The organism is Vulcanisaeta distributa DSM 14429, assembly GCF_000148385.1.
Classification (GTDB): Archaea; Thermoproteota; Thermoprotei; order Thermoproteales; family Thermocladiaceae; genus Vulcanisaeta; species Vulcanisaeta distributa.
The window spans coordinates 424,422-446,154 of sequence record NC_014537.1 but is presented as its reverse complement, the minus strand read 5'-3'; the positions used below and the strand labels follow the sequence as shown (position 1 = coordinate 446,154).

The following is a 21,733-nucleotide window of genomic DNA, read 5'->3' as shown; positions in this document are numbered from 1 at the left end:
TTACTATGCAAGGTTTACTCCTCCATTAATCAGTAAGGATCTATTTACCTTAAATACAATAAGATTAGGGCATAAAGTCATATATGGTCTTCATATGCCACTCACCATTGATCATAAGGTAAGGCCATCGCACTACGTATATGATGTTGCCATGATAACTCAAGCCATGATCGCTAAGGCAAGGGGATTTAGAATACATGCATCAAACATGACCGATTACAATATAGCCAAATCACTGGGGTTAAGGCCAATATACCTACCTTTAGGCACAGATACCACAATCTTTAAATGCAGAGATAAGCCGGACATATTCACAGTTATTTACGCTAGCTGGCCAGCTTAGCATAAGGGCACAGACATACTGGTCAATGAAATAATACCAGTATTACTAAGAAAATTGGGTGATGATATTAGAATAATAATTACAGACGCGAACTTTGACTATATGCAGTGGGTTTACGATAAAATACGGGACATTCGTAATATAGAGATTTATCCACATTTGCCGATCAATGAATATTCAAGACTTCTATCAGAATCGCATATATTACTATTTCCCAGTAGGTATGAGAGCTTCGGCCTGGTTATTCTTGATGCAATGGCTTCAGGGGTTATCCCAGTGGCATTTAATGTTAGGGGGGTTGTGCGTGATGTACTGCTCAATGATAAGGTCTTAAGCGATTATATTATCGATTATCCTAATATAAAACTATTTATTAAGAAAATACTAGAACTCTACAATCTATGGAATAGATCCAATGATAAGTTTAAAGAGCTTATCTTAGAGGCATGCAAATTGGCAAATGAATATTCATGGAATAATGTAGGCATATTATGGGCTAAGGTATTGGGGAAACTTTTAAAAGAAACTCATTAGTGATAAATCATGACGCTATCTAATAAATTTCAAGAAGTATCTATCTCTAGGAGGATATTCCGTAACTGGTTAATGGTTATCATTAATTACATGTTATGGAAACATGGCATTTTAATATTAAATGCATAGATGGGGGAAAGTTATGTGTTGAGCCTGAATTTATTGGGAGGATTATTCATAATTATTACGTTGGGTATTTGAAGGATGTACATTGTGAAGATGGATATCTCGTGCTTAATGGGATAAGAATTTCACCTAAACCGAAATTTAATGGGCAATATTGGGATTTTGGTACATTTAAAATTAGAGCATTATATAATGATCTTTTATCAAATATTGAACTATTTGAAGTATTTATTAAGCAACAATATAGTTTGGTTAATGTCAAGGATCGTGTAGTTGTCGATGTTGGTGCTTTTATTGGCGATTCGCCAATTTATTTTGCCCTTAGAGGCGCTAAAAAGGTCTATGCTATTGAGCCTCATCCAGATGCTTATAAAATAATGCTTGAAAATATAATGATAAATAATATGGAAGATAAAATAGTGCCAATAAATGCTGCTTTAAGTAGCAAGTATACATTAATTAAAATAAATACGGATATTAAAGACACTCATAAGACATATTATGGTTTGAATTCAAAATATGGAACGTATGAAGTTAAAGCCATTACTCTTAGTCAGTTAATTAATGATTATGGCATTGAGCCTGACGTGCTTAAGATGGATTGTGAAGGTTGCGAGTTTGATGTGGTAATGAATGATTATGAGCATGTGAGGCTGTTTAAAGAATTGATCTTAGAGTATCATGAGGTTAATGACCATGAATTAAGTGAGCTTTTAAGTTTCTTAAACCGTGACTATAGGTGTGAAGTTATTAATGAAAGGCCTAGATTTGGGATACTGCATTGTGTGAGGTTATGAGGATTGACGTAGTGATGCCTACGTATAATAGTAATAAGGGGATATTTCCATTGGTGTTGGAGAGTATTAGGCGTTATGTACCGTTGAATAGGCTTATCGTGGTTGATAGGTATAGTAGTGATGGTACCGTGGAGTTAATTAAAGAGAAGTTTCCCGATGCGTTAATAATTCAAACATCAGCAAGTCTAGGCTATGCCCGCTACATTGGGATTAAGTTCGTTGAAACTGAGTGGTTCGCATTCATAGACTCTGATGTTATAGTATTGCCTCAATGGTTTAGGGTATTATCAGGATTCATGAAACATGAAAGAATAGGGGCTGTTGAGGGGTCATATATTCAATTAGCTGATATTCTCTATACTCAAGAATTTAGATTAATAATAGATATATATAAATATATAAATAATAGTATTTTAGATAATCAAGTATCCTTAATTAAATATAAATTGCCATTAAGTAAAATGAATATACTAAATATTCTTAAAAATGGATTAACTGATGTAAGACCTATCTTTAATAATTCATTAATAAGGACTGAAGCTGTTAAAGATTGGGTTCCTAACCCTTACCTAAATGCTTATGAAGACTTAGCAGTTGCTCAGCACATTATTAGGAGGGGTTATTATTGGCTAACCATTAATATACCATTGGTGCTTCATGGCAATCCACCTAGGAGTAATCTTAATAAATTGAGAGCATCTATTAGGAAGGGTCTTTGGGAAGGTGCTGGCATAAAATATACTGGTATACCACGTGATTTTGTGGCCTTATATACAGTGACTAGATTACTAGGTGCCTTATATAGGCTGGTCAGGAATAAAGATCCGTTTAATTTGGCAATGCGTATCGCATTCTTACTATCGTTACCAAGTAATAAATACTTGGTTGTTAAGCGTTAATTATGAAACTTGGAGTCTTCGCCCGCAATCTCTTCGTCGACTGGTTTGGTGGCTCAACTAGGACTAACCGTGAGTTGCTTATTCGCCTTGCTAACCGTAGAGGTGTTGAGGTTGATTTCATTCCCGTGGTTGATGAGGTTTACTGGAGGTTTAGGGGTAAGTCTGGCTTCAGGGATATGGTTCTTAAGTGGGTTGAAACCTACGGGAAACTTGGGATTCATATCCATAACCTGTTGATTGATTATTACATTAGCGGTGATTTGCATAAGACGTGGGGTGAATTATCCAGTGGTATTCTCAAAGATTATGATTTGGTCTATGACCCGATTCTCATGCCCATGGCTAATCCTAGGTTACTTAATCAGATTAGCCAGATTGTGGGTCCGGGACATTACTTATTGGATTGCCTTAAGGCTAATCGTGATGGTAAAGCCTTAGCGTTAGTTATTGGTTCTGGTGATGTTCCGTTGAGTCTGGCTTGGGGCTTTAGGTTTGCCCGTGAGTACCTCTTTGATGATTTTAGGCGTACTGTGGGGATTGAATTATTTATCCTGAGGGTTAAATCCTTATTTGATGCATTAAATAAATTTAAAGATAGGTTGATTTACTTGATCCCGTCGACTGGGTTGATTAGGAAGATTCCTCAGCTGAGGGGTGCCAGGTATTTCTTATTTTTCCCATTTTACGCTGTTGATGATAGGGTTAAGGCTGTTAGTGTTGGTCGTAAGGGTGATTACGTAATTTTCTTTAGTAGGTTGGACTTAACTAAGGGTATTTTGAATCTACCCAGTATCGTGTATTACATGAGTAAATATGGTTGTGGTGTTGAGGTTAAGGTTGTTGGTGGTTTTGAGGATAAAGCCACTGAGCGTGCCTTTTGGCGTCGCGTTAATTCGCTCGATGTTGGTAAGTTTATTGACTTTGTTGGTTTTGTTCCTGAGGAGAGGAAGGTTGAGGCGTATAGGTTACTTTCCTCGGCCAGGGTAATGATTTACCCAAGTCATGTTGATGTTGTCCCTAACGTTGTTGTTGAGTCTTTGTTTTTGGGGACGCCGGTGGTTATGTATGGTATTCCTGGGCCTAGGGAGGTTTTTGAAGGTACGAGGGCTATTAGGTTTGTGCCTGAGTTTGACGTTAAATCAATGGCGAGGGAGGTATGCCTATTACTTAATAGTGATGAGGACCCTATCGATGATAAGGCCTTAAGCATAGTTAAGGCTCATAGTGACTGGGGGCCGATAGTGGATAGGTTTATTGGGATTTTACATTCTATTACTGATTAATGGATTAACTTTAATACCCAACGCTTAGAGCGCACGTGTGAATAGGCTTGTCCTAGTGACTGGGGGTGCTGGGTTCATTGGGAGTCACCTGGTTGATAGACTGATTAAAGATGGCTATAGGGTGAGGGTTGTCGATAACTTTAGTACGGGTAGATTGGAGAATTTAAAGCACCTTGAAGATAACCCAAACCTGGAGGTAATGAGGGGTGATTTAAAGAATGAGCAGGACGCTAGGGAGGCGGTTAAGGGTGCTGATGCCGTGTTTCACTTCGCTGCGAATCCTGAAGTTAGGGTAAGCTCAATAAGTCCAAGGGTTCACTTTGAGGAGAATGTGGTTGCGACCTTTAATTTATTGGAGGCTATGAGGGAGTATAAGGTTAAGGAAATGGTCTTCGCATCCTCAAGCTCCGTCTACGGCGAGCCGGAGGAAATACCAGTGGACGAAAACGCACCAGTAAGGCCAGTCTCAGTCTACGGAGCCAGCAAGGCAGCGTGTGAGAACTTAATACACGCCTATAGTAAGCTTTATGGCATTAGAGCGGTCATCCTTAGGTACGCCAACATTATTGGGCCTAGGCTGAGACATGGCGTAATCTATGACCTATTGATGAAGCTTAAGAAGAATTTAGATGAATTAGAGGTCCTAGGCGATGGCACCCAGGTGAGGAGTTACCTATATGTTGACGATGCCGTGGAGGCCACGATAATCGCCTGGAGATTAAGTAACGGCAATTACGAGGTTTATAATGTGGGTAATGAGGACTGGGTAACCGTGAATGACGTAATGAATATCATACTTAACGAACTAGGGTTAAGCAATGTTAAGATAGTTCATAGGCCAGTCCTGCATGGAGTGGGCTGGCTTGGTGACGTGAAGAGAATAGCCCTGAAGATAGATAGGCTCAAGACACTGGGCTTTAAACCAAGTACTTTGAGCAGGGGTGCAATCTCGATGACTGTTAAGGCCTTAGTCAGGGAATTGGGGTTTGTATGAGAGTCGCCTTTATCACGGCTGAGTCCTTTACGGAGAAGAGGCATGGTGGCTTTGGTTGGCTTGTTAGGCTTATCGGTGGTGAGCTTGCTAGGCGTGGTTTTGAGGTTTATGTAATTGCCTGGAGGGACCCGGGTTACCCTGGGGAGTACGTGGTTGATGGCGTCAGAGTCGTTACCTATGAGTATGACTTCGGCACAAGATCCGTGCTTAGGCACTTGGCTAACTATAGGGATGCCCTTAAAGTCATTGAGGATGTCGACGCTGATGTGTACATAAGTATTGAGGCCATGGTTGAGACATTGTTGGCCGAGCTCTTCGTAAGGGGTGCTAAGCACATCATCTGGGCCCAGGACCCGTTCGACTGGCGTGACTACGAGCTCATGGCTTCGGTGGATCCCTACTATAGGATCTCTAGGGTTAGATTCATGGCTAATAGGTTCATATTCGGCATGGCGTATAGGCGCGCCGACCTTATCCTAACCCAGGCAAGGTTCTACATAGATAAGTTAAGGAGGCTCTACAGCATTGACCCAGGTAGAGTCATCTACCTCCCCAACCCAGTCCACCCAATACCGAGGGAGGAGGATATTGTCAAGAGTGAGGAGCCTACGATATGCTACCTGGCCAGGATGGATCCACAGAAGAGGTACTGGCTATTCTTCGAACTGGCGAGGCAATTCCCCGAATATAGATTCATAGCCATGGGTAAGCCAAGCGTACTCTACGAGGATAGGTACAGGGAGGTAGTCAGCAGATACAGGGACCTGAAGAACCTGGAGATTAAGGGCTTCGTCAGTGAGGGGGAGAAGCAGGAAGTACTAAACAGGTGCTGGATACTAGTCCTACCCAGCATCAGGGAGGGCCTGCCAATAGCCATGCTGGAGGCCCTAGCCCACAAATGCACCCTACTAAGCTCAGTAAACCCGGACGGTTTAACCGAGAGGTTCGGCTACTGGGCTAGAAACGATGACTTTAGTAAAGGCTTAAGGTACCTGCTAAGCGGTGATAAGTGGAGGGTTTTGGGTCAGGAGGGTTATAGGTATGTTGCTAATAACCATAGGGTTGATAAGGTAATTAACGAGTTATTAAGTTACATCAATAATGTTAATGCTTAAATTTAGACAATTATAGCAGTTCTAATGAATGCTAGAATATTATTGCTTAAGGAATACCTTAGGGAGCTCATGGATTCCTTAGCTAGTAAGGCTAGTAGCCTTACAGCATTAAGCATATATGATAAGCCAATTCAACTTTTAAAGCTCTACATGACAAAAGATGGTGTCGTTAATGCCTGCATAAGGCAGATTAATGCATGCACAGTGGTTACAGCCAATACGGTAAATAACGCCATTAGGATAGCTAAGGTACTTCGTAAATACAGGGATTACCATTTTAATGATGGAAATATTTGCATACGCTTTGATGATGAATACTGCTGGAATTTACGTGACGTTTTAGCGAGCGAGGATAATTATCAATTCCTTAAGCAATTCCTGCTCCTAAAGGCTCTAGGAGCATCAGTAGAGAGAAAGGGTAATGGCTTTCTTGTAGAGGTTAATGGTATTAAGTGGTTCGTCAGGGGTTCCATATGGCAGGACTTAATGGAGGGGCCATTACTGCCCTATCTTCATGAACCGTATGAGTATCGTATATGGTTTAGTAAAATAATAACGAAGGTGAGGACTTTCATAGACGTTGGCGCGTATGTGGGTGGTTATGCGGTGCGTGCATGTAAGGCGGGAGTTAAGGTATATGCTGTTGAACCTAGTGCGGAGAATTATAATGTATTAAGTCAGAATCTTAAATTCAATGAATGTAATAATGTAATATTACTTAATGTTGCTGCTGGGGATTTTAAAGGTAAAGCATTGCTAAGTCCATTACGTGGTTATGGACCAGATACATCATCTCTAGTCCGGTCCGGAGATGAAAAAGAAGTAATTAATGTGGTTCCCTTAGATGATGTAATTACTGATGTTGAAATGCCAGTAATGGTTAAGATTGACGTAGAGGGTTTTGAGGAGCATGTACTTAAAGGTATGGAGAAGTTGCTTAAGTATGTAGGCTACATATTCATAGAAACGAATACCTCAACACATATTAATGTTGTTAAATATCTTAATGGTCATGGTTTTAAGCTTCGCGATTTGCGTCTTCATAGGGGTAGTGATGAATTAAGGTATAATAGTTTATTTATCAAAGGATGAATATAGGTAACGGTAAGTTAATAGTAGTATTAGGGCCTGTTGGGGTTGGTAAGTCGACAGTAATAAGGCATTTAATGGCAATATTAAATAATCGAGGTTTCAGGGTTAGGAGGGAATTTATTAAGTCTTTCCACGGCCCAGCTTACTTATTATGGGTTATCATGGCTAAGCTACTTAATTTACCTGGCAAATATGCTCCCTGGTACTTAATACCTAAGTCTGGTCGTGTTAAATTAGCGAGCATTCTCATGATTCTCTCTGCATATATTGACGTTTTCATTAATGTGCCTATCAAGCTACTTGTTATCTTCATGAGTAAAGTGCTTGGTTTTACGGTGGTTTCTGAGGAGTATTTACCCTCAATGCTGTTTGATTACCTATACTCATACATTGATTTGGGTGTTAGAGGTTCCTTAAGTAGGTTACCAATAAGGGTCTTATTAAGTATGTTTATTAGGTACCGGCCTGATGTTACAGTCGTGCTTAATGCGGGCGATGCTGAGTTGCTGAGGAGGTGGCTGCTTAGGGGTTATGGTGATCCTCAGCCGATTAGGTATGTTCATTTACAGAGGTGGTTTTTAATAAATTATGTGGCTAACGATGGACGTTTAAAGACTACGTTAATCAATAGCGATGGTTTAAGTATAGCTGATACTGTTAAAACATTAATTCGAGAGGGTAGTCTTATTGGTAATGCTTAGATATGATTTTAGGGGTTTTGCTAAATCGTTGAAGATGGACCTTAAGGGTGCTGTCAATGAGGCATTGATTAGGCATGTGTATAGTCACTTATTTAAAATCCTTTATAACTATGATTCGTATTCAAATTGGTTAAGCCTATTCTATTCGTTAATTAGTAGGAGGCGATTTCTATTAATAGTGCTTGATGATGCGCGTTACGATGCGTTCAAGGCTGTTTATGGAAGATACCTAGGTGGCGACTTAATGATAGTCCGCGTGCCTCCGCCGAATACCTATGGTTGGTTACCTAAGGCTTTTTCCCACCCTGACTTTAATAACGTTAGGGTTTTCTACGCGGGTATTGGTATTGAAAGTCACGATATTAGGATTGGCAGTTTCGTGCCTCGAGGTAGGCGTATTGAGGTTATCCCGATAAGGCCTAGTAAGGCTAGGCACTTATTGACCGTGTTGCCCAGTGAGGTTAATGATGCCGTCATGAGGATTGGCCTTAGTGGTAGGGATATTGTTTGGTATGCACAGCCACACTTCCCCTGGGTCCTTGATGAGGAGTTATCGCTAATGCTAATGAAGGATGCCTTAATACATGATTACGTACCCCCAGACACTATCGGGTATAGGTTAAGGATGCTTGGTGTGGGTAGGGATAGGGTTATTAGGGCTTATTATGCAAACCTAGTGCTAGTCCTTAAGTACGTTAAGGATCTACTTAACTACGTGAAGAGACAAAATATTGATTATGACGAGGTTGTAGTTACGTCAGACCACGGCGAAATGCTCGGCGAATTCGGGCTATACCTGCACCAGGAATATGACCTACCGCAGCTAGTCCTTGTACCCTGGTTAAGGGTATCTCTATAAAGTTTCCAAAATGTTTTTAAGTATTATAGTGGTTGAACATTTATGAATCTTAGGGTTCTGATTCACGGCTATTTTGGTTTTGGTAATGTTGGTGATGAGGCTATTCTCTCGGCTTTAATTAGTGAGTTTAGGAGGGTTTTTGGTGATGGTGTTGAGTTTGTTGTTTTGAGTAGTAATCCTGGGCGTACCCGTAGGGTTCACGGTGTTCACGCTGTTCGTGAGAGGTTGTTGTCGCCTACTTTTTGGCGTGTTTTCCTTGGGTCTCATGTGCTTGTTTTTGCCGGTGGTGGTAGGTATGGTTACTCTACCTGGAGGAGAATTACTCTATTGGCCTTTCTTGCTCGGCTTCTTCGTAAGGTTGTTGTTTTTAGGGGTGTTGGTGTTTACCCGTATGAGTGGGTTGGTAAGCCTGTCATTAGTGACAGACCTGAACCCTTCAGGGGCTTGACAGGTGCCTTAATTCGCATCGCCCTTAACCGCGCCAGCTTAGTCACGGTTAGGGATGCCTACTCCTACACAGTGCTTAGGTTAACTGGCGTTAATAGGGTTTACCTTGAGGATGACCTAGCCCTCAGGCTTAAGGTCCCTGACCCAGCCTCCTGCAGGGATTTTGCTGTTAAGTATGGTTTGATTGGTGGTGGGGTTCTCGGGGTTAATTTGAGGACTCTTGATGATGAGACTAATAGGGTGGTTGTCGACTTTGTTGCTGGTTTGATACGTGGGTTCCTTAGTAATGGTTTTTCTAAGGTTGTCTTTATCCCGTTTGGTTTTGGCAGTTTTAAGGGTAGGTTCTTTGATGATGACTTAATAATAGCTAAAATGCTTAGGTCGAGGGTTTCTGAATTGAGGATTATTGCTGAGGAGTTAAGCCCGCTTCAGGTCCTTTGCTTATTTAATTACCTGGATCATGTGATTGCCATGAGGCATCATGCGATTATCTTTGCTTTGAAGGTTGGGAGGCCTTTGACGGCTATTGTTTATGATACGAAGTCCCTGGAGTTGTTGAGGAGGTTTCGTGATGGTAACGTGAGCATGTTCTTAGTCAGTGATATTAAGGGGAAGTTTCGGTAGTGATGTATTCGTGGTTGCTTAAGAGATTGACTATGAATGCGATTACGTTATAATGCGGAACTAAGGTTTTGAATGTGCACATCTATATAATTAGTGATTAACGACATTAAGTAATTAATAACGATGGAATTTTCAGTAACAAGATTAAGGTCTATACAGGTGGGTGCGTTTTTACGTATAGCGAGGGTATGGAGACCGTCGAGGAGGGTAGTTGCGAGGGGTCTGTGGCTGGGAGGATTGCTGAGGTTGCAAAGTCACTGCTTAATTCGGGGCCGGTCACCTAGCTGTTTCCAACTCATATGTGTTAGTACTCGATGATGGTTCTCGAGGCTTGTGCTTTTCATGGTTTTTGTGGGTTATTGGCCATGCCTGCCTTGTGCGTGTTCCTGGGCTAGCTTTACGAGGGCTTCCACGTGCTTTAAGTCCCTCATCACCTGGCTTGGCTTCAGCCTGGCTTCGTGAAACCCCTCCACGTGCAGGAACCGGGCCACCCTCCACCAAAGCCTAACCTCCTCCCTACCGAGCCTATCGCTTATTGAGTCAACAGCACTAAAGAGTAATGCGGCGGTCCACCTGCCCTGCTCCCTAGCCGCCTTTGCTTCATCTAGGTTTAGGGTTATTGCCAGTGCCTTGATGGCTTCCTCGGCTGCCTTGTAGAGCTTCTCGCTGGCCTGCACGGGGTCTTTGTTGATGAGGTTCCTGCCCTCGTTTAGGTACTTGTTGGCTAGTTCTAGGTGTGTTTCGATCTCCGTGCTTGGGTCTGGGTTGAGCCCTGCCGACACGCTGTCTATGACGAAGCCCTCGACGTCAACCCCGAGCCTGGTGATCTCCCTGGCCAGTGGCTCGGGTAGCTCAATGATCACGCCCACGGTGTTAAAGGAATGCGGGGCTTAATAAACCTGAGCCGTGCGCATCGTTGGTTTAGGCGGGCGTGTTTTCGGTTGGTTACAGATGCCTTAGACGGCTTCGTTTGCAGTAGGCACGCCCCTGCCACCATTCAGTTGTTGGGTGTTGATCCCCATTCACTTAATGGCCCTTCTTAACTCGTTTAGTGCGTTTTCCAATTCGTTGCTCCACCTTATCCTTTGCCTTAGGTTCTCGATTCTACTCGTCAACTCCCTTAAATACTTATATTGAGTGTGTATTGCGGTGTGGTCGTTGACAACGATTAACCATTACCCAGGCATTCCCAACACCCTCCTAACCGCCTCCCTATGCAGTGGTGATTGCCATGCTACGTACTTTCCAATGCCCAGTTCCTCATCCTTCTCCGGCGGTGGTTGGTCTACCCACAGGTATTCATCTCTCCACGGTGGTACGTTGATTATGAGGTTTAGCTCGATTAGCCTATTCATTAGTGGTATCCCCTCCCTGCTCATGAGTGCGTCTGGATCCTCCAAAGCCCTAACCAACACCTCCCTATCGCCTGGGCCCAGCGACGACGTGAATGTGTGGAGGTTTTTCCTGGCGATGATTTCCCTCAGCACCCTCTCCGCGCTCCAACCCACCCTATAGAGGCTCTCTAGCATTGCCGGATTTCCACCGGTTATTCGCCAAACCTCCTCGAATGGTGGTTTCCCGCCCGGTAATTGCTCGTATAATTGCCTAAAGCCTTCCTTCGGCATGTTCCACATGATCCTTATGCTCGCCCATCTGTGCCTGCCAATTTCATACCTCGAGACACCTTCACTGGTTGCGGCTATCGTTACTATTTTCTCGTAGTGCTCGGGTGGGTACTCGATTAGGTTGAGTAGTGCCTTTACGTATAGGGCTGATTCCTTGACGCCAATGACTTGAAACGCGTCGTCGACTATCACGGCTACCTTGCCCCTGGTCGCCTTGATTACGTCATAAACCACATTATAGGCTATCCATGCGATTCTAGCCAACGCACTCTGTGCAATAGCCTCCTTAACCAGCTTGAAGAACTCCTCCCTAAGGCTGTTAATGCTTACCTCAGCAAAGGCAAGCCTATTGATTGGATTCACATAAACAACCTCAAAACCATGGTCTTTAAGCAATTCAATGGATTGTAGGAGCCAAGCCGTCTTACCGCAGCCCTCCGGCCCATAGATGACTTGGACTGGGAAGGTGCTTTTCTCGGCCCATTCATCAATGAGTTTGAGAGCGAGGTCCCTATCAACGAATTCAATCGTTAAATTAGCAAAGCCCAGCCTAACCCTCCCCACGACACAAACCCCACCCTCCCCCTTATTAGCCTTATCACAACTCAACACGGCGTTTAAACGCAAAGGCACGTGAAGCCCTCACTTAAGGAATCAGGGCTAATTTGGCCTTAACTGCTTTAACTAAAGGTCTTAAGTAATCTTCATAGCTTACACTCACATGATCCTCAGCGGTGGGCTTGGGCGATGGTTTCTCGATGGTCTCGGTATCCATAAATTAACTGTTGGTTTCTCCCTATAAATGTTGAGGTTGGTTTTATCGCTGGCGTTAATGTGTCTGTGTAATGCTCATACAGTAGTCACGTCATTACCCCGTCCATTACCCCTAAATCTCATTATCAATAACGCCACTAATGCCGTGAGTAGAATCACTAGGTATACCGTGTAGTAGTCATGGTAATTCACGGTAACGTACATTGGCGAATCAATGGCCAGTATGGTATTGCCCCGTAGTGGGTACTCACGCTCATTGACGCTGATTGATGAGGCGATGGCGAGGGTTAGGTTGGGCAGCACCTGGTACCTGGGTATTGACAGCCTGATTACTGAGCCTGGCCATACCCATACTACGTAGTTCGTTGTTTTCGTTCCATTGATCATTATCGGCAATGGACTCCTAATAACCACTAGGTATTGTGGGGACCCGGTTATGTTTATGTGGGTTGGCCCTGTTATTATTACGGTACCGTTAACTGGGGACTTAATTACAAGCCTCGTTGAATTACCAAGGTAGTAATACCTGGGTACGGTAATTACTAGGCTGGTTCCATTGGTGAGCCACCCCGTGTAGTTCATGGTCTCGACACCATTCACCAGGATGGGCACTGGGCTTGTCAATACTACTAGGTACTGGTTTGTCCACCCCACGGTGATCCTCATGGGGCTGCAGACCTCGTAAGTACCCGTCCCGTTGGTCGCCACGTACCTAACGCCGTTGCCCATGTAGTAGGCACTCGCGTTAACCGTGATGCGGCTACACGCGTTCACCCAATTGGTGTAGTTCGTGGTTATGGTGCCATTCACGTCAATTGGGTACTCACTACCTATAGTAATTAGGTACTGCTTAACCCAGTTAATGGTTATGTTCATTGGCTTATCCACGGTAATTAACAGTGGTGAGCCGTTAACGGGTAGTAGCCTGGTCCCGTTGCCCAGGTAATTCGGGGCTGCGGTTATGTTGATGACGGAGCCAGCCCTAACCCACCCAGTGTAGTTATTGACTAGGGACCCATTGACGTTTATTCGGCCCGCACTCATTATTGAGATGAGGTAGTACGTGGAGTAGCCGGGCCTTATAAACACAGCCCTGGGCGTGCCTGATGGTGTGACCTCAACGCTGGTGGTGTTCAGGAATTCCCAAGACCCGTTGGTCATGACCCATACGCCGGTGAGTCTCATTAGGACTCCGGGCGCCGGCTCCGTGGTTCGTGGGTAGGTTATGTTTATGGGGCTCGTTATGTACGTACTATGAACCGCCCCACCCAGTCCCTCCCACTCCACGTAGGTCATTGGGACGCTTAACGCATTGAAGGCGCCCAACTGCCCGTAATTCGGCTCACCGCTTGTGACACAGGGCAGTCCACCGCACATGGCCGTGGTTAGGTACGTTGACGTTAAGTTCATGTTGATGGCGAAGTTGTACGTATTCGTGACGGGCATGAAGGACTCACCATTCCAATAAAGAAGCGCCATCTGCGCATTAAATGGCTGGGCAGTGCCCAGCCCATTGCCAATTATTAGTTCTGAGTCGTAGGAATAACCACTGGGTGTGGCTAGGTATGGGTTCATGGCTATGACCACCTCGGTGGCGGGGCCCAGCGGCATTCCATAAGCCCAATTAATCGCCGGCTCATTATAATGGGTCCCATTCTCTATCACCGCATAGCCCAACCAAACTGCCGCGTCCCCATTGGTTATATTCACCATAACCAGCAAGTACAGGGCGCACGGAATCTCAACGCGCCCTAACTTAATCGATGCGGTACCTACGGCCTGAGGTTCACGATTTGTGACGTTAATTACGTAAATCGTTAATAGGAAATCACCATTAAAAGCGCTGAGGACTTCCTCAACCCAGTACTCGGTGGTCTCGTAATAATGGTGACTCACCACCAGGGAGCCGAGGGCTATGTTGATGGGGTTGCCGGGTTGGTACTCGGTTAAGTTCACGTACGCCAGCAACTCATTAGTTATCAATGGCCCCAGGGACGCCATGCCAACCCCAGGCTGGTAAACAACCCTAACAATCGCGTCGACACCAACACCGCACGGCGTTGGGTATAGAACCACTGAGTACTGGCCCTGCGGCATGGGGATTACGTAGGCGGCACCACCAGTTACGTTCTGGGCATACACGGCGTAGGCCTCCTCACCTGACGCCCACCCACTGTATTGTCCCGGAGTGAATACGTATAGGCTGTAATTATTACTAAGTGCATGAATTAATAGGTATTGGCCTGGAAGTATTGTCACGTTCCACACACCCCAACAGGCGCCGTTGGCCGGCGGCTCGACCGTCATCGGCAGCGCATGGGCTACGCTGGCCAATAAGATGGCCATAACTAGAGCCAGCACTACCGCAATTACATACCTCATCCAGGGTGTGAATGATGCGCACTCCTTATAGGGCCTTTAGTTAAGATCTTAGGGAATATCATTGGTAATCATTAAAAACACCATCACAATTCAAGACTTAGCAACACCACTGTATGAAGGAATCGCCAGTCAGTGGCGTGGTCTTTGGATACCTATACACGGCCATTAACTACGTGTTCGCCCTGGCCTACGTAATCCTACTCACCAGGTTCATACCGCTGATTCAATACGGTTATTTCAACACGTTAATGGCCATGATGGGGATGATCGGACTCTTCTTCCCAACCCTCGGTATCGACGCCGCCATAGCCAGGGAGGGCGCCATGCTCCACTCAAGGGGCTTAGGCATTGATGATCACTACGCCGCGTTACTAACCATCTCCCTAACCGTCTCGACACTCTACGCCGCGGCGTTGATAATAGCAATACCACTATACCTGATCACCAGGATACCCAGTGGGTACATGGGCCTCGTCCTTGTTTATGCGGCATATGTGGTCACCGCTGGAATAAACGGCGCATTATCAGCGTATCTATGGATGACCGGTAGGTTGGCTTCCCAGGGAATGGGCGGTATCGTGGGCAATATAACCTTTAGGAGCATTGAGATAGCCCTACTGGTGCTACTCAGGAGTGTTTATGCAATAGTGATTGGGATGGCAATGGGCCAATTAGCAACCCTGGCCTATTACTTAGCCATTGTCAGGCACTTCGTTAACCCAGGTAGGGGCGTTGCATTGATTAAGAGGGGTTTCAGGGGCTACCTAGGCCTTGGGATCCAGAATTGGCTACTCGGTTACCTGAGTTCAGTTAGTGGTTACGTGATTACGTACGTGATTTACTCCTTCATTGGTACCACATACGTTGCCCTATACAGCCTTGCGGGTTACATGCTGGGGGCCATTACGGCATTGGGAGGGGCCGTGACAAACGTGTTCGGGAGTAGGGTGGCCCACGCATTGGGTTCCGGCCTCACGGATAGGCACCACTTGATTCGTGATTACACGGTGGCTGCGATATCCGTGAGCGGCGTCCTAGCCACCGGGGCAATACTGGCGGCGCCATTACTGCCGCTGCTCGGCATCATTCATGGCGATTACGTCGAGGCAATACCGTACGGCATCGCCTTATTCGGCACTGCGGTACTGGGTTCTGTGAACTCGATATACTCAATGTACTACTGGGTATCCGGCAGGGGCTGGGTCGCCCTTGAGGTCTCCTCGGTGGGTATCGCTGTGAATGTAGCCTCGGCACTGACGTTATTAATTATTGACAGGGGCCTGGGCCTCTACTCCGTCATAATTGCGGCGTATCTAGGCTCGTTAGCCCCACTCATCATCTACCTACTCATAGGCGGGAACCCCCACACCCGCGATATTGCGGTGAACGTCACCACGTACCTGTTCCTTTCTATTGCTGGTGCATTGTCATACATATTAATAATTGATTCCTGGCCCTTATACCAGTTGGCCATATTTATCGTGACTGTCCTAGTAACTTACATCATGAGGCCAATACCCAGGTCTGTCATTGATCAATTACCAGGTCTCGTAAGGCCACTGTTAATGCCATTCACTGAAATGGGTGAGTAAAGCTTTATTTTACTCCCTGGTTTATAGCGTTGAATGATTGATCATAATGTGATTAAATTGGTCAGGGAGTTCCTCACGAGGTATGTGAGGGAAATTAGCCTACCCATCCTAACCCACGTAAGGACCCTGGCCATTAGGTATGGGTCCTGGTGGAGGGTTAACCCGTTCAGGAGGGCCCTAATTGACGTGGCCATAGCGTATTTGAGGTCTGGCTTCATTATCAGGTCAACCATGTTGGTGAACATGCTTAGGGATGTGATCATTGACGTGCTTATCAACACCGTGGTTAGGAGGTTGTCCTTCATTGCCTACGTCATTGGAATTAGGCTGGGTGGGTTCGGAAACCCAATAATTGCGGGGCTGCAGTGGCTTAATAGACCCGTACAGTATAGGTGGTTGGTCAAGTGAGCTATCGATACCTATTACTACTGGTCCTATTACTTACGGCGCTGGGGATCGCCCTGCATGCCCAGCAGTTAGGTGCATTGACGGCATACCAATACATAGTCGAACTGAGCAGGTTGGGCGTTAACACCACGTCACTCGTCAATGAACTAAACAATGCAATAAGCCTTGAGGCCTCAGGCCAGGTGGGTAATGCATCCACGGTCATAGGCAGCATAGTCGCCAGGGCTCAGTCCCTAATCCCCGGTGCAAGGCTTTGGTACATGGTGGGTATCGTCATTAAGGCCGTTGTTGTAGCTGGGGTCGTAGCGTTAAGTGTCATGTTCTACGTCAAGAGGCGTGAGTTGATAGGCTTAATATGGCTAAGGGTTAGGGGCGGCAATAGGGTTAGGGGTGGTGGCCCTGGTAGGCCCAGGACGTTCATCTTCAGTGAGGAGGTGGTTGCCGTGGCTCTATCCATCGTGATAATACTGATCGTATTCCTAACAGCCCAGTCAATAGTGAGTGGTTATACCCAGCCCTTCTCCGCCATTGGGCTTCTGGGGCCCACGGGTAAGCTCGGTGATTACCCAAGCACCGTTGTCGTGGGCCAACCAATAAGCCTCTACATATACGTGTACAACCACATGGGCGTACCCACCTGGTTCGTGGTGAGGGTGTTCGTGACCAACAACACGGTGGCCCAACCACCCCTCAACCAGACGCCAATCATGGTTTTCCAGAGGGTCCTCCTGAATAATGAGTCCTGGATTGAGCCACTGACGCTTAGCATTAACTCAACGGGCACCTACAGGATAATTGGTGAGCTGTGGATGTACAGCCCAAGCAACCTAACCCTCGTCTACACCGGTAAGTACGTGCAACTTTGGGTTAACGTGACCCAGGTGATGCCCAGTGGATAACCGCGACATTAGAAACGCCATTAAGAACGCCATCAACACCAATCAATGCGCAAGCGTGAGTGAGCTCGTAACTGAGGTGTCCAGGGCATTGGGTGTCCCCAAGGGCCTAGTTGCCTACGAGGTCATGATGATGTGGAAGAATGGCGAACTGGAGCTTGAGGGTGTCCCGCGCAATTCCGTGGCCTACGTCTTCAGTGTTGAGGGCCTTTGGTACTGGGTCTCCCTGGCCCTCGTCACCGCGTCAATACTCGCCGTGACCCTGATAGGCGGTGGGCCGCTCATCTACCTTAGGTATGGCCTAGGCGCACTGATGCTCCTATTCATGCCCGGCTACGCACTCGTTGAGTCACTGTATCCGAGGGGTGATGAGTTAAGCCCGCTGGAGAGGCTCGCCCTATCCATTGGCCTCAGCCTAGCAGTCCTACCATTGATTGGCTTAGTACTTAATTACACCCCGTGGGGCATTAGGTTTGTGCCCATCGTGGTATCCACGAATGCGGTCACGGTAACCCTACTCACGGTTGCCCTGGTGAGGAAGGCCAGGATATTCGAGGCGGGTGAGGATAGGTGCCAGGGTTAAACAGCGACCTGGGCATCTCATTGATAATACTTGGGGCTGGCCTCACAATCATTGGCTACCTAATCCTAAACTCAACCCCCATCTTCGTGCTTGGGATAGCCGTGCTCATAATGGGCCTCCTGGCTGCGTGGGGCGAGGGATCACTGGAGAGGACTCAGCTCGAACTCGCCAGGTCTGGGTGGACGAACATTAGCGCATTACTGGAGAGTATCGGTACGGCTAGTAGGGCGATTTACCTGCCCAGCTCGGCGACCGAGGCTGGTACGTCAATGGCATTAATACCGCTCGTAAGGCCTGAACCACCGAGTATTAAGTTGCCGAGGGGCTTCGCGATTAGGTATGGCAGGGAAGGAGAGACTGGGTTATTACTCCACACGCCGGGTTCAATAGCCGTGAGTAGGTGCCTAGGCGTTGGTGCGATAGGGAGTGACGTGGCCACAAGCCTAACCAACTGCATGGTTAATCACCTAACCGTGGCCCGTGGAGTTACGGTAATGCCCGGCGAGAATGGAATCACCGTGGTTGTCAGGGATTCAAGGGTTGGGGAGCTTTATGGTAATGAGTTGGTAAGGGCTGTCCTGGGTTCACCAACGGCGTCCCTGGTGGCCTCCGTGGTTGCAGAGTCCCTGAACTCGCCGGTCATGATCGAGAACGAGGAGGTTAGGGGTAGGGACGTGGTTGTTAGGCTTAGGGTGGTTGGTGGTGGTCCTTAAGCGATTATTAGTGGCACAGCTGGTTTTGTACACGGTCGTGATAGCGTTCCTAGCGTACTTGGGCATTAACGACTTTGCAATCTACGTATCACTGATCACGCTGGTCTACCTCGTGACGATAATAACCGCCCACCCACTACCGCCTGGTGCGCGTGGGGTCGCCAATGTCATAACGGCCATACTCGTGGCCGTGTTCCTATACTTCGCGGTGATGAGAATACTCCAAATACTCGGTGTGGCTGTGGTATGAGGGTGATTTACCTAGCCCTCATCGCCCTTGGGATCGTCATGGCGGTGGTCTACCTAGGCCACGCCATTGCCTGGCCATCACTATCAATCCCAAACCCACTTAATGAGAAGCTCTCGGTTAACACTCAGGGTGTTGTTCAGCTTTACATAACGGCCCTGGAGCTTAATGCCCTCGGTAATTACACGGGGGCCCTCAGCATTACGAAGGTCCTTGGCATCACCGCGGCGGTTAAGGTCTCGCCATTGATAAGTCAACTGCATAACTATGAGGTTCAACTTACGAATTACCTAGTTGAGTTGAGGAGTATCTACAATGAGATGGTTAACTCGATATCACTGGGTAATTATACCGGTGCCAGGTCCCTGGCAATTGAGGGTTTGCTTATTGATAGTGAGGCTGATAATGAATTAAATGCGATATTAAGCATGTTCAACAATATTGCACCGGGTAGTGCCGGGCAGGTTATCAGCGCCGCCCAGTCAATTAGGCAGTACCTAATTGGCCTAAATGAGACCTTCATAAACGTACTAACCAGCAACTACACTAGGACTGAGCTAACGGTAAATGCCACGCCAAGCACTGTGGTTGTTGGGAGCCAGGTTACGGTGTATGGCGTATTAACCACAATTAATGGCACACCAATACCCAACGCCACAATCAATATCTACGTAGGGGGTAACTACGTTGGTAAGGCATTAACGAATGTTTACGGTCAATACTTACTAACATTCACAATGCCACAGGTATACGTGAGCAATATTAACTTAACGGCGATCTACAACCCACCACTGGGTAGTAATTACTTACCATCTGAAGCCACTGTGCAGGTAAACGTGGCATTCAACACGACGTCACTCACAGCCAATTACACGAGCCATGTCATGTGGGGTGAGCCCATCAACGTGAGTGGTTACGTGAGTGGCCCACCGATTAGGCAGGTGATTATTAGTATTGATGGGGTTAACGTTAGTACGTACACGGTGAATAACGAATTCTCGGTAATGATAAGCACGGGCAATATGACACCAGGTAATTACTCAATCACTATCTACGCACCGCCGGTTGGCCCATACTCACCTGCGTACGTGGTTGGTTCGGTTTCGGTGAATTCCGTGGTCACGAACATAACGATAAGTACGAACTACCTGGCAATAGCGGGCCTACCGATTACCCTGAGGGGTTTTGTGAGTCCCTGGGTTGGTAATTTATCACTGTCGTTATCAATAGGCGGTGAGACAATGCACCTGGACTTGAATAGTCCGAATTTCACGGTCTCAATGCCAACATCGCTACTCCTGAGTATGGGTAGGCATGACATAGTTATTTCAGTGAGTCCAAACCCGCCGGTGATGGGTATTGCATATACCTATGGCATATTCGTGGTGAATATACCTGAGGTTATCATACCAATGGCAATAATCGTGGCGCTATTCCTAATTGTGAGGTCTGGAGCAATAGCATTGCCAGGTGGGGAGGGGATTACGATTAATAACTCACGGTTTCAGGCAAGCCCCATACTCATCATGACCAGGCGAAGCGCTGAGGTTAGGGCCTTGAGAAAGGAAATCATGAGGACTGCGTTAAGGAGTAAGATAGACATTAAGAGTGTTAGGGATATTGTTGATGCCTTGGCGAGCGCCATTTACGCCATTGGCAATAGGACTGGGGTTAGGCTTAGGAGTACGGATACACTCAGGGAATACCTAAGGGCTGTTCAGAATAAGTTAAGTGAGGAGGAGTATGCGGTATTTGCGGAACTGGTTAGGCTCGGCGAATACGCCCTATACTCACCCCACATACCAAGTGATGAGGATGTGAGGAGGGCATGGGAGCTGGCGGGAAGGCTTACTCGATAAAGTGGATACTCCTCTCCCTAGCCATCCTACTGCTGATACTCATGATGATCGCCCTCGGCCCATCACTCACCCCATTCGACGCCTACAACACCTACTGGGATGGCTACTCAGAGGCCGCGTCAATATGCCTAAGGCCCATTTACGCCTTGCCCAATAATCTGGCGAATGTATCCTCAATATTCATAGTCCCTGAGGACAACATTGGCAAGTCCCTGGTTACGGAACTACTCAACTACGTGATAAATGGCGGCAGGTTGGTGGTACTTAATGGTAATGAGTCATTCAGCAACCAATTACTCAGCGAGTTAGGCGTTGGGAGTAGGTTTACGGGTAACGTCATTGAGGACCCCGTATTGAACGTAATTAATGAGAAATTCCCACTGGCCTTCATCGTTAGCAACCCCGTGATCCAGACCAACGCCACAATCATAGCGCTTGACGACGCTACAACCATCATCATTAACGATACCGACGTCGTGGACATTGCCATAACGAGCAGGTTCAGCACAGCGGGTAATTCCACAGGGCCATTCCCTGTGGTCGTCGCCATACCCGTGGGCAGGGGTTACGTGATATTGGTGTCCAGCCCAGGCATGTTCATGAACTCCATGATTAATGAGGCAGGTAATGCAGAATTCCTAAGGGCATTGTGTGGTAATGGCACGGCGCTATACCTGGAAAGCACGTTGGCGAGTAATCCCCAGGGAGTCGTCAGGGCCTGGCTATTGATAGTCTATGCCTACGCATCCACTTACCCAATTAATTACCTCATAGTAATTATTCCGGTCGTAATAATCATAGCGATACTATTAATAAAGAGGTGAGGCACGGCATTGATGT

Annotated in this window: 22 protein-coding genes; 19 read left to right on the top strand and 3 right to left on the bottom strand. The window is 46.4% G+C overall.

Annotated elements, in window-relative coordinates:
* The first annotated feature begins 94 nt into the window (after nucleotides 1-94).
* The 11 genes from VDIS_RS12560 (at nucleotide 95) to VDIS_RS02195 (ending at nucleotide 9,814) form a co-directional block, all read left to right on the top strand.
* On the top strand, nucleotides 95-343 hold the full coding sequence (locus VDIS_RS12560; RefSeq protein ID WP_148678179.1) for a hypothetical protein: 249 nt from the start codon (nucleotides 95-97) through the stop codon (nucleotides 341-343).
* Between the two features lie 15 nt (nucleotides 344-358).
* Complete coding sequence (locus VDIS_RS02240) at nucleotides 359-877, top strand: glycosyltransferase (protein WP_148678178.1); 519 nt, start codon at nucleotides 359-361, stop codon at nucleotides 875-877.
* A 95-nt stretch (nucleotides 878-972) separates the two neighbouring features.
* On the top strand, nucleotides 973-1,800 hold the full coding sequence (locus tag VDIS_RS02235; RefSeq protein ID WP_013335584.1) for an FkbM family methyltransferase: 828 nt from the start codon (nucleotides 973-975) through the stop codon (nucleotides 1,798-1,800).
* Nucleotides 1,797-2,699 carry a glycosyltransferase family 2 protein gene (locus tag VDIS_RS02230; RefSeq protein WP_013335583.1) on the top strand — a complete coding sequence of 301 codons (903 nt, stop codon included), beginning with the start codon at nucleotides 1,797-1,799 and terminating at the stop codon, nucleotides 2,697-2,699. The genes VDIS_RS02235 and VDIS_RS02230 overlap by 4 nt, the downstream gene beginning before the upstream one ends.
* 2 nt (nucleotides 2,700-2,701) lie before the next feature.
* The gene (locus tag VDIS_RS02225) at nucleotides 2,702-3,982 is read left to right on the top strand and encodes a glycosyltransferase (RefSeq protein WP_013335582.1); all 1,281 of its coding nucleotides are present in this window, start codon (nucleotides 2,702-2,704) and stop codon (nucleotides 3,980-3,982) included.
* Between the two features lie 37 nt (nucleotides 3,983-4,019).
* Nucleotides 4,020-4,976, top strand: coding sequence for an SDR family NAD(P)-dependent oxidoreductase (locus VDIS_RS02220; protein ID WP_013335581.1), 957 nt, complete (start codon nucleotides 4,020-4,022; stop codon nucleotides 4,974-4,976).
* Entirely contained in the window at nucleotides 4,973-6,091 is a 1,119-nt protein-coding gene (locus tag VDIS_RS02215) for a glycosyltransferase family 4 protein (protein ID WP_013335580.1), read from the top strand. Before VDIS_RS02220 ends, VDIS_RS02215 begins: the two co-directional genes overlap by 4 nt.
* A 24-nt stretch (nucleotides 6,092-6,115) precedes the next feature.
* Nucleotides 6,116-7,183 (top strand): FkbM family methyltransferase, encoded by a 1,068-nt coding sequence (locus VDIS_RS02210; protein ID WP_013335579.1) that lies wholly within the window; start codon nucleotides 6,116-6,118, stop codon nucleotides 7,181-7,183.
* Nucleotides 7,180-7,884 (top strand): hypothetical protein, encoded by a 705-nt coding sequence (locus tag VDIS_RS02205; RefSeq protein ID WP_013335578.1) that lies wholly within the window; start codon nucleotides 7,180-7,182, stop codon nucleotides 7,882-7,884. Before VDIS_RS02210 ends, VDIS_RS02205 begins: the two co-directional genes overlap by 4 nt.
* Nucleotides 7,877-8,743, top strand: coding sequence for an alkaline phosphatase family protein (locus tag VDIS_RS02200; RefSeq protein WP_013335577.1), 867 nt, complete (start codon nucleotides 7,877-7,879; stop codon nucleotides 8,741-8,743). The genes VDIS_RS02205 and VDIS_RS02200 overlap by 8 nt, the downstream gene beginning before the upstream one ends.
* 42 nt (nucleotides 8,744-8,785) lie before the next feature.
* Nucleotides 8,786-9,814: a polysaccharide pyruvyl transferase family protein gene (locus tag VDIS_RS02195; protein ID WP_013335576.1), complete on the top strand. Its 1,029-nt coding sequence runs from the start codon at nucleotides 8,786-8,788 to the stop codon at nucleotides 9,812-9,814.
* A 356-nt stretch (nucleotides 9,815-10,170) separates the two neighbouring features.
* On the opposite strand, the gene VDIS_RS02190 is transcribed toward VDIS_RS02195, so the two are convergent.
* The 3 genes from VDIS_RS02190 to VDIS_RS02180 form a co-directional block, all read right to left on the bottom strand.
* The gene (locus VDIS_RS02190; RefSeq protein ID WP_013335574.1) at nucleotides 10,171-10,683 is read right to left on the bottom strand and encodes a PaREP1 family protein; all 513 of its coding nucleotides are present in this window, start codon (nucleotides 10,681-10,683) and stop codon (nucleotides 10,171-10,173) included.
* 306 nt (nucleotides 10,684-10,989) lie between these two features.
* Nucleotides 10,990-12,003: an ATP-binding protein gene (locus tag VDIS_RS02185; RefSeq protein WP_052885867.1), complete on the bottom strand. Its 1,014-nt coding sequence runs from the start codon at nucleotides 12,001-12,003 to the stop codon at nucleotides 10,990-10,992.
* A gap of 285 nt (nucleotides 12,004-12,288) precedes the next feature.
* Nucleotides 12,289-14,595 carry a thermopsin family protease gene (locus tag VDIS_RS02180; protein WP_013335571.1) on the bottom strand — a complete coding sequence of 769 codons (2,307 nt, stop codon included), beginning with the start codon at nucleotides 14,593-14,595 and terminating at the stop codon, nucleotides 12,289-12,291.
* Nucleotides 14,596-14,708: 113 nt separating this feature from the next.
* On the opposite strand from VDIS_RS02180, the gene VDIS_RS02175 reads away from it, so the two are divergent.
* From VDIS_RS02175 to VDIS_RS02140, 8 genes are read left to right on the top strand one after another with little or no spacing between them, the layout of a single operon-like run.
* Nucleotides 14,709-16,187: an oligosaccharide flippase family protein gene (locus VDIS_RS02175; RefSeq protein ID WP_013335570.1), complete on the top strand. Its 1,479-nt coding sequence runs from the start codon at nucleotides 14,709-14,711 to the stop codon at nucleotides 16,185-16,187.
* Nucleotides 16,188-16,220: 33 nt separating this feature from the next.
* Nucleotides 16,221-16,595, top strand: coding sequence for a hypothetical protein (locus VDIS_RS02170; RefSeq protein ID WP_013335569.1), 375 nt, complete (start codon nucleotides 16,221-16,223; stop codon nucleotides 16,593-16,595).
* Nucleotides 16,592-17,494 carry a DUF1616 domain-containing protein gene (locus tag VDIS_RS02165; RefSeq protein WP_013335568.1) on the top strand — a complete coding sequence of 301 codons (903 nt, stop codon included), beginning with the start codon at nucleotides 16,592-16,594 and terminating at the stop codon, nucleotides 17,492-17,494. The genes VDIS_RS02170 and VDIS_RS02165 overlap by 4 nt, the downstream gene beginning before the upstream one ends.
* Nucleotides 17,487-18,074, top strand: a complete 588-nt coding sequence (locus VDIS_RS02160; protein WP_013335567.1) for a DUF1616 domain-containing protein — start codon at nucleotides 17,487-17,489, stop codon at nucleotides 18,072-18,074. The genes VDIS_RS02165 and VDIS_RS02160 overlap by 8 nt, the downstream gene beginning before the upstream one ends.
* Nucleotides 18,062-18,787: a DUF7982 domain-containing protein gene (locus VDIS_RS02155; protein ID WP_013335566.1), complete on the top strand. Its 726-nt coding sequence runs from the start codon at nucleotides 18,062-18,064 to the stop codon at nucleotides 18,785-18,787. The genes VDIS_RS02160 and VDIS_RS02155 overlap by 13 nt, the downstream gene beginning before the upstream one ends.
* The gene (locus VDIS_RS02150) at nucleotides 18,774-19,037 is read left to right on the top strand and encodes a hypothetical protein (protein WP_245522546.1); all 264 of its coding nucleotides are present in this window, start codon (nucleotides 18,774-18,776) and stop codon (nucleotides 19,035-19,037) included. Before VDIS_RS02155 ends, VDIS_RS02150 begins: the two co-directional genes overlap by 14 nt.
* Entirely contained in the window at nucleotides 19,034-20,893 is a 1,860-nt protein-coding gene (locus tag VDIS_RS02145; protein ID WP_013335564.1) for a DUF4129 domain-containing protein, read from the top strand. Before VDIS_RS02150 ends, VDIS_RS02145 begins: the two co-directional genes overlap by 4 nt.
* On the top strand, nucleotides 20,863-21,717 hold the full coding sequence (locus VDIS_RS02140; protein WP_013335563.1) for a DUF4350 domain-containing protein: 855 nt from the start codon (nucleotides 20,863-20,865) through the stop codon (nucleotides 21,715-21,717). The genes VDIS_RS02145 and VDIS_RS02140 overlap by 31 nt, the downstream gene beginning before the upstream one ends.
* Nucleotides 21,718-21,733: the final 16 nt, after the last annotated feature.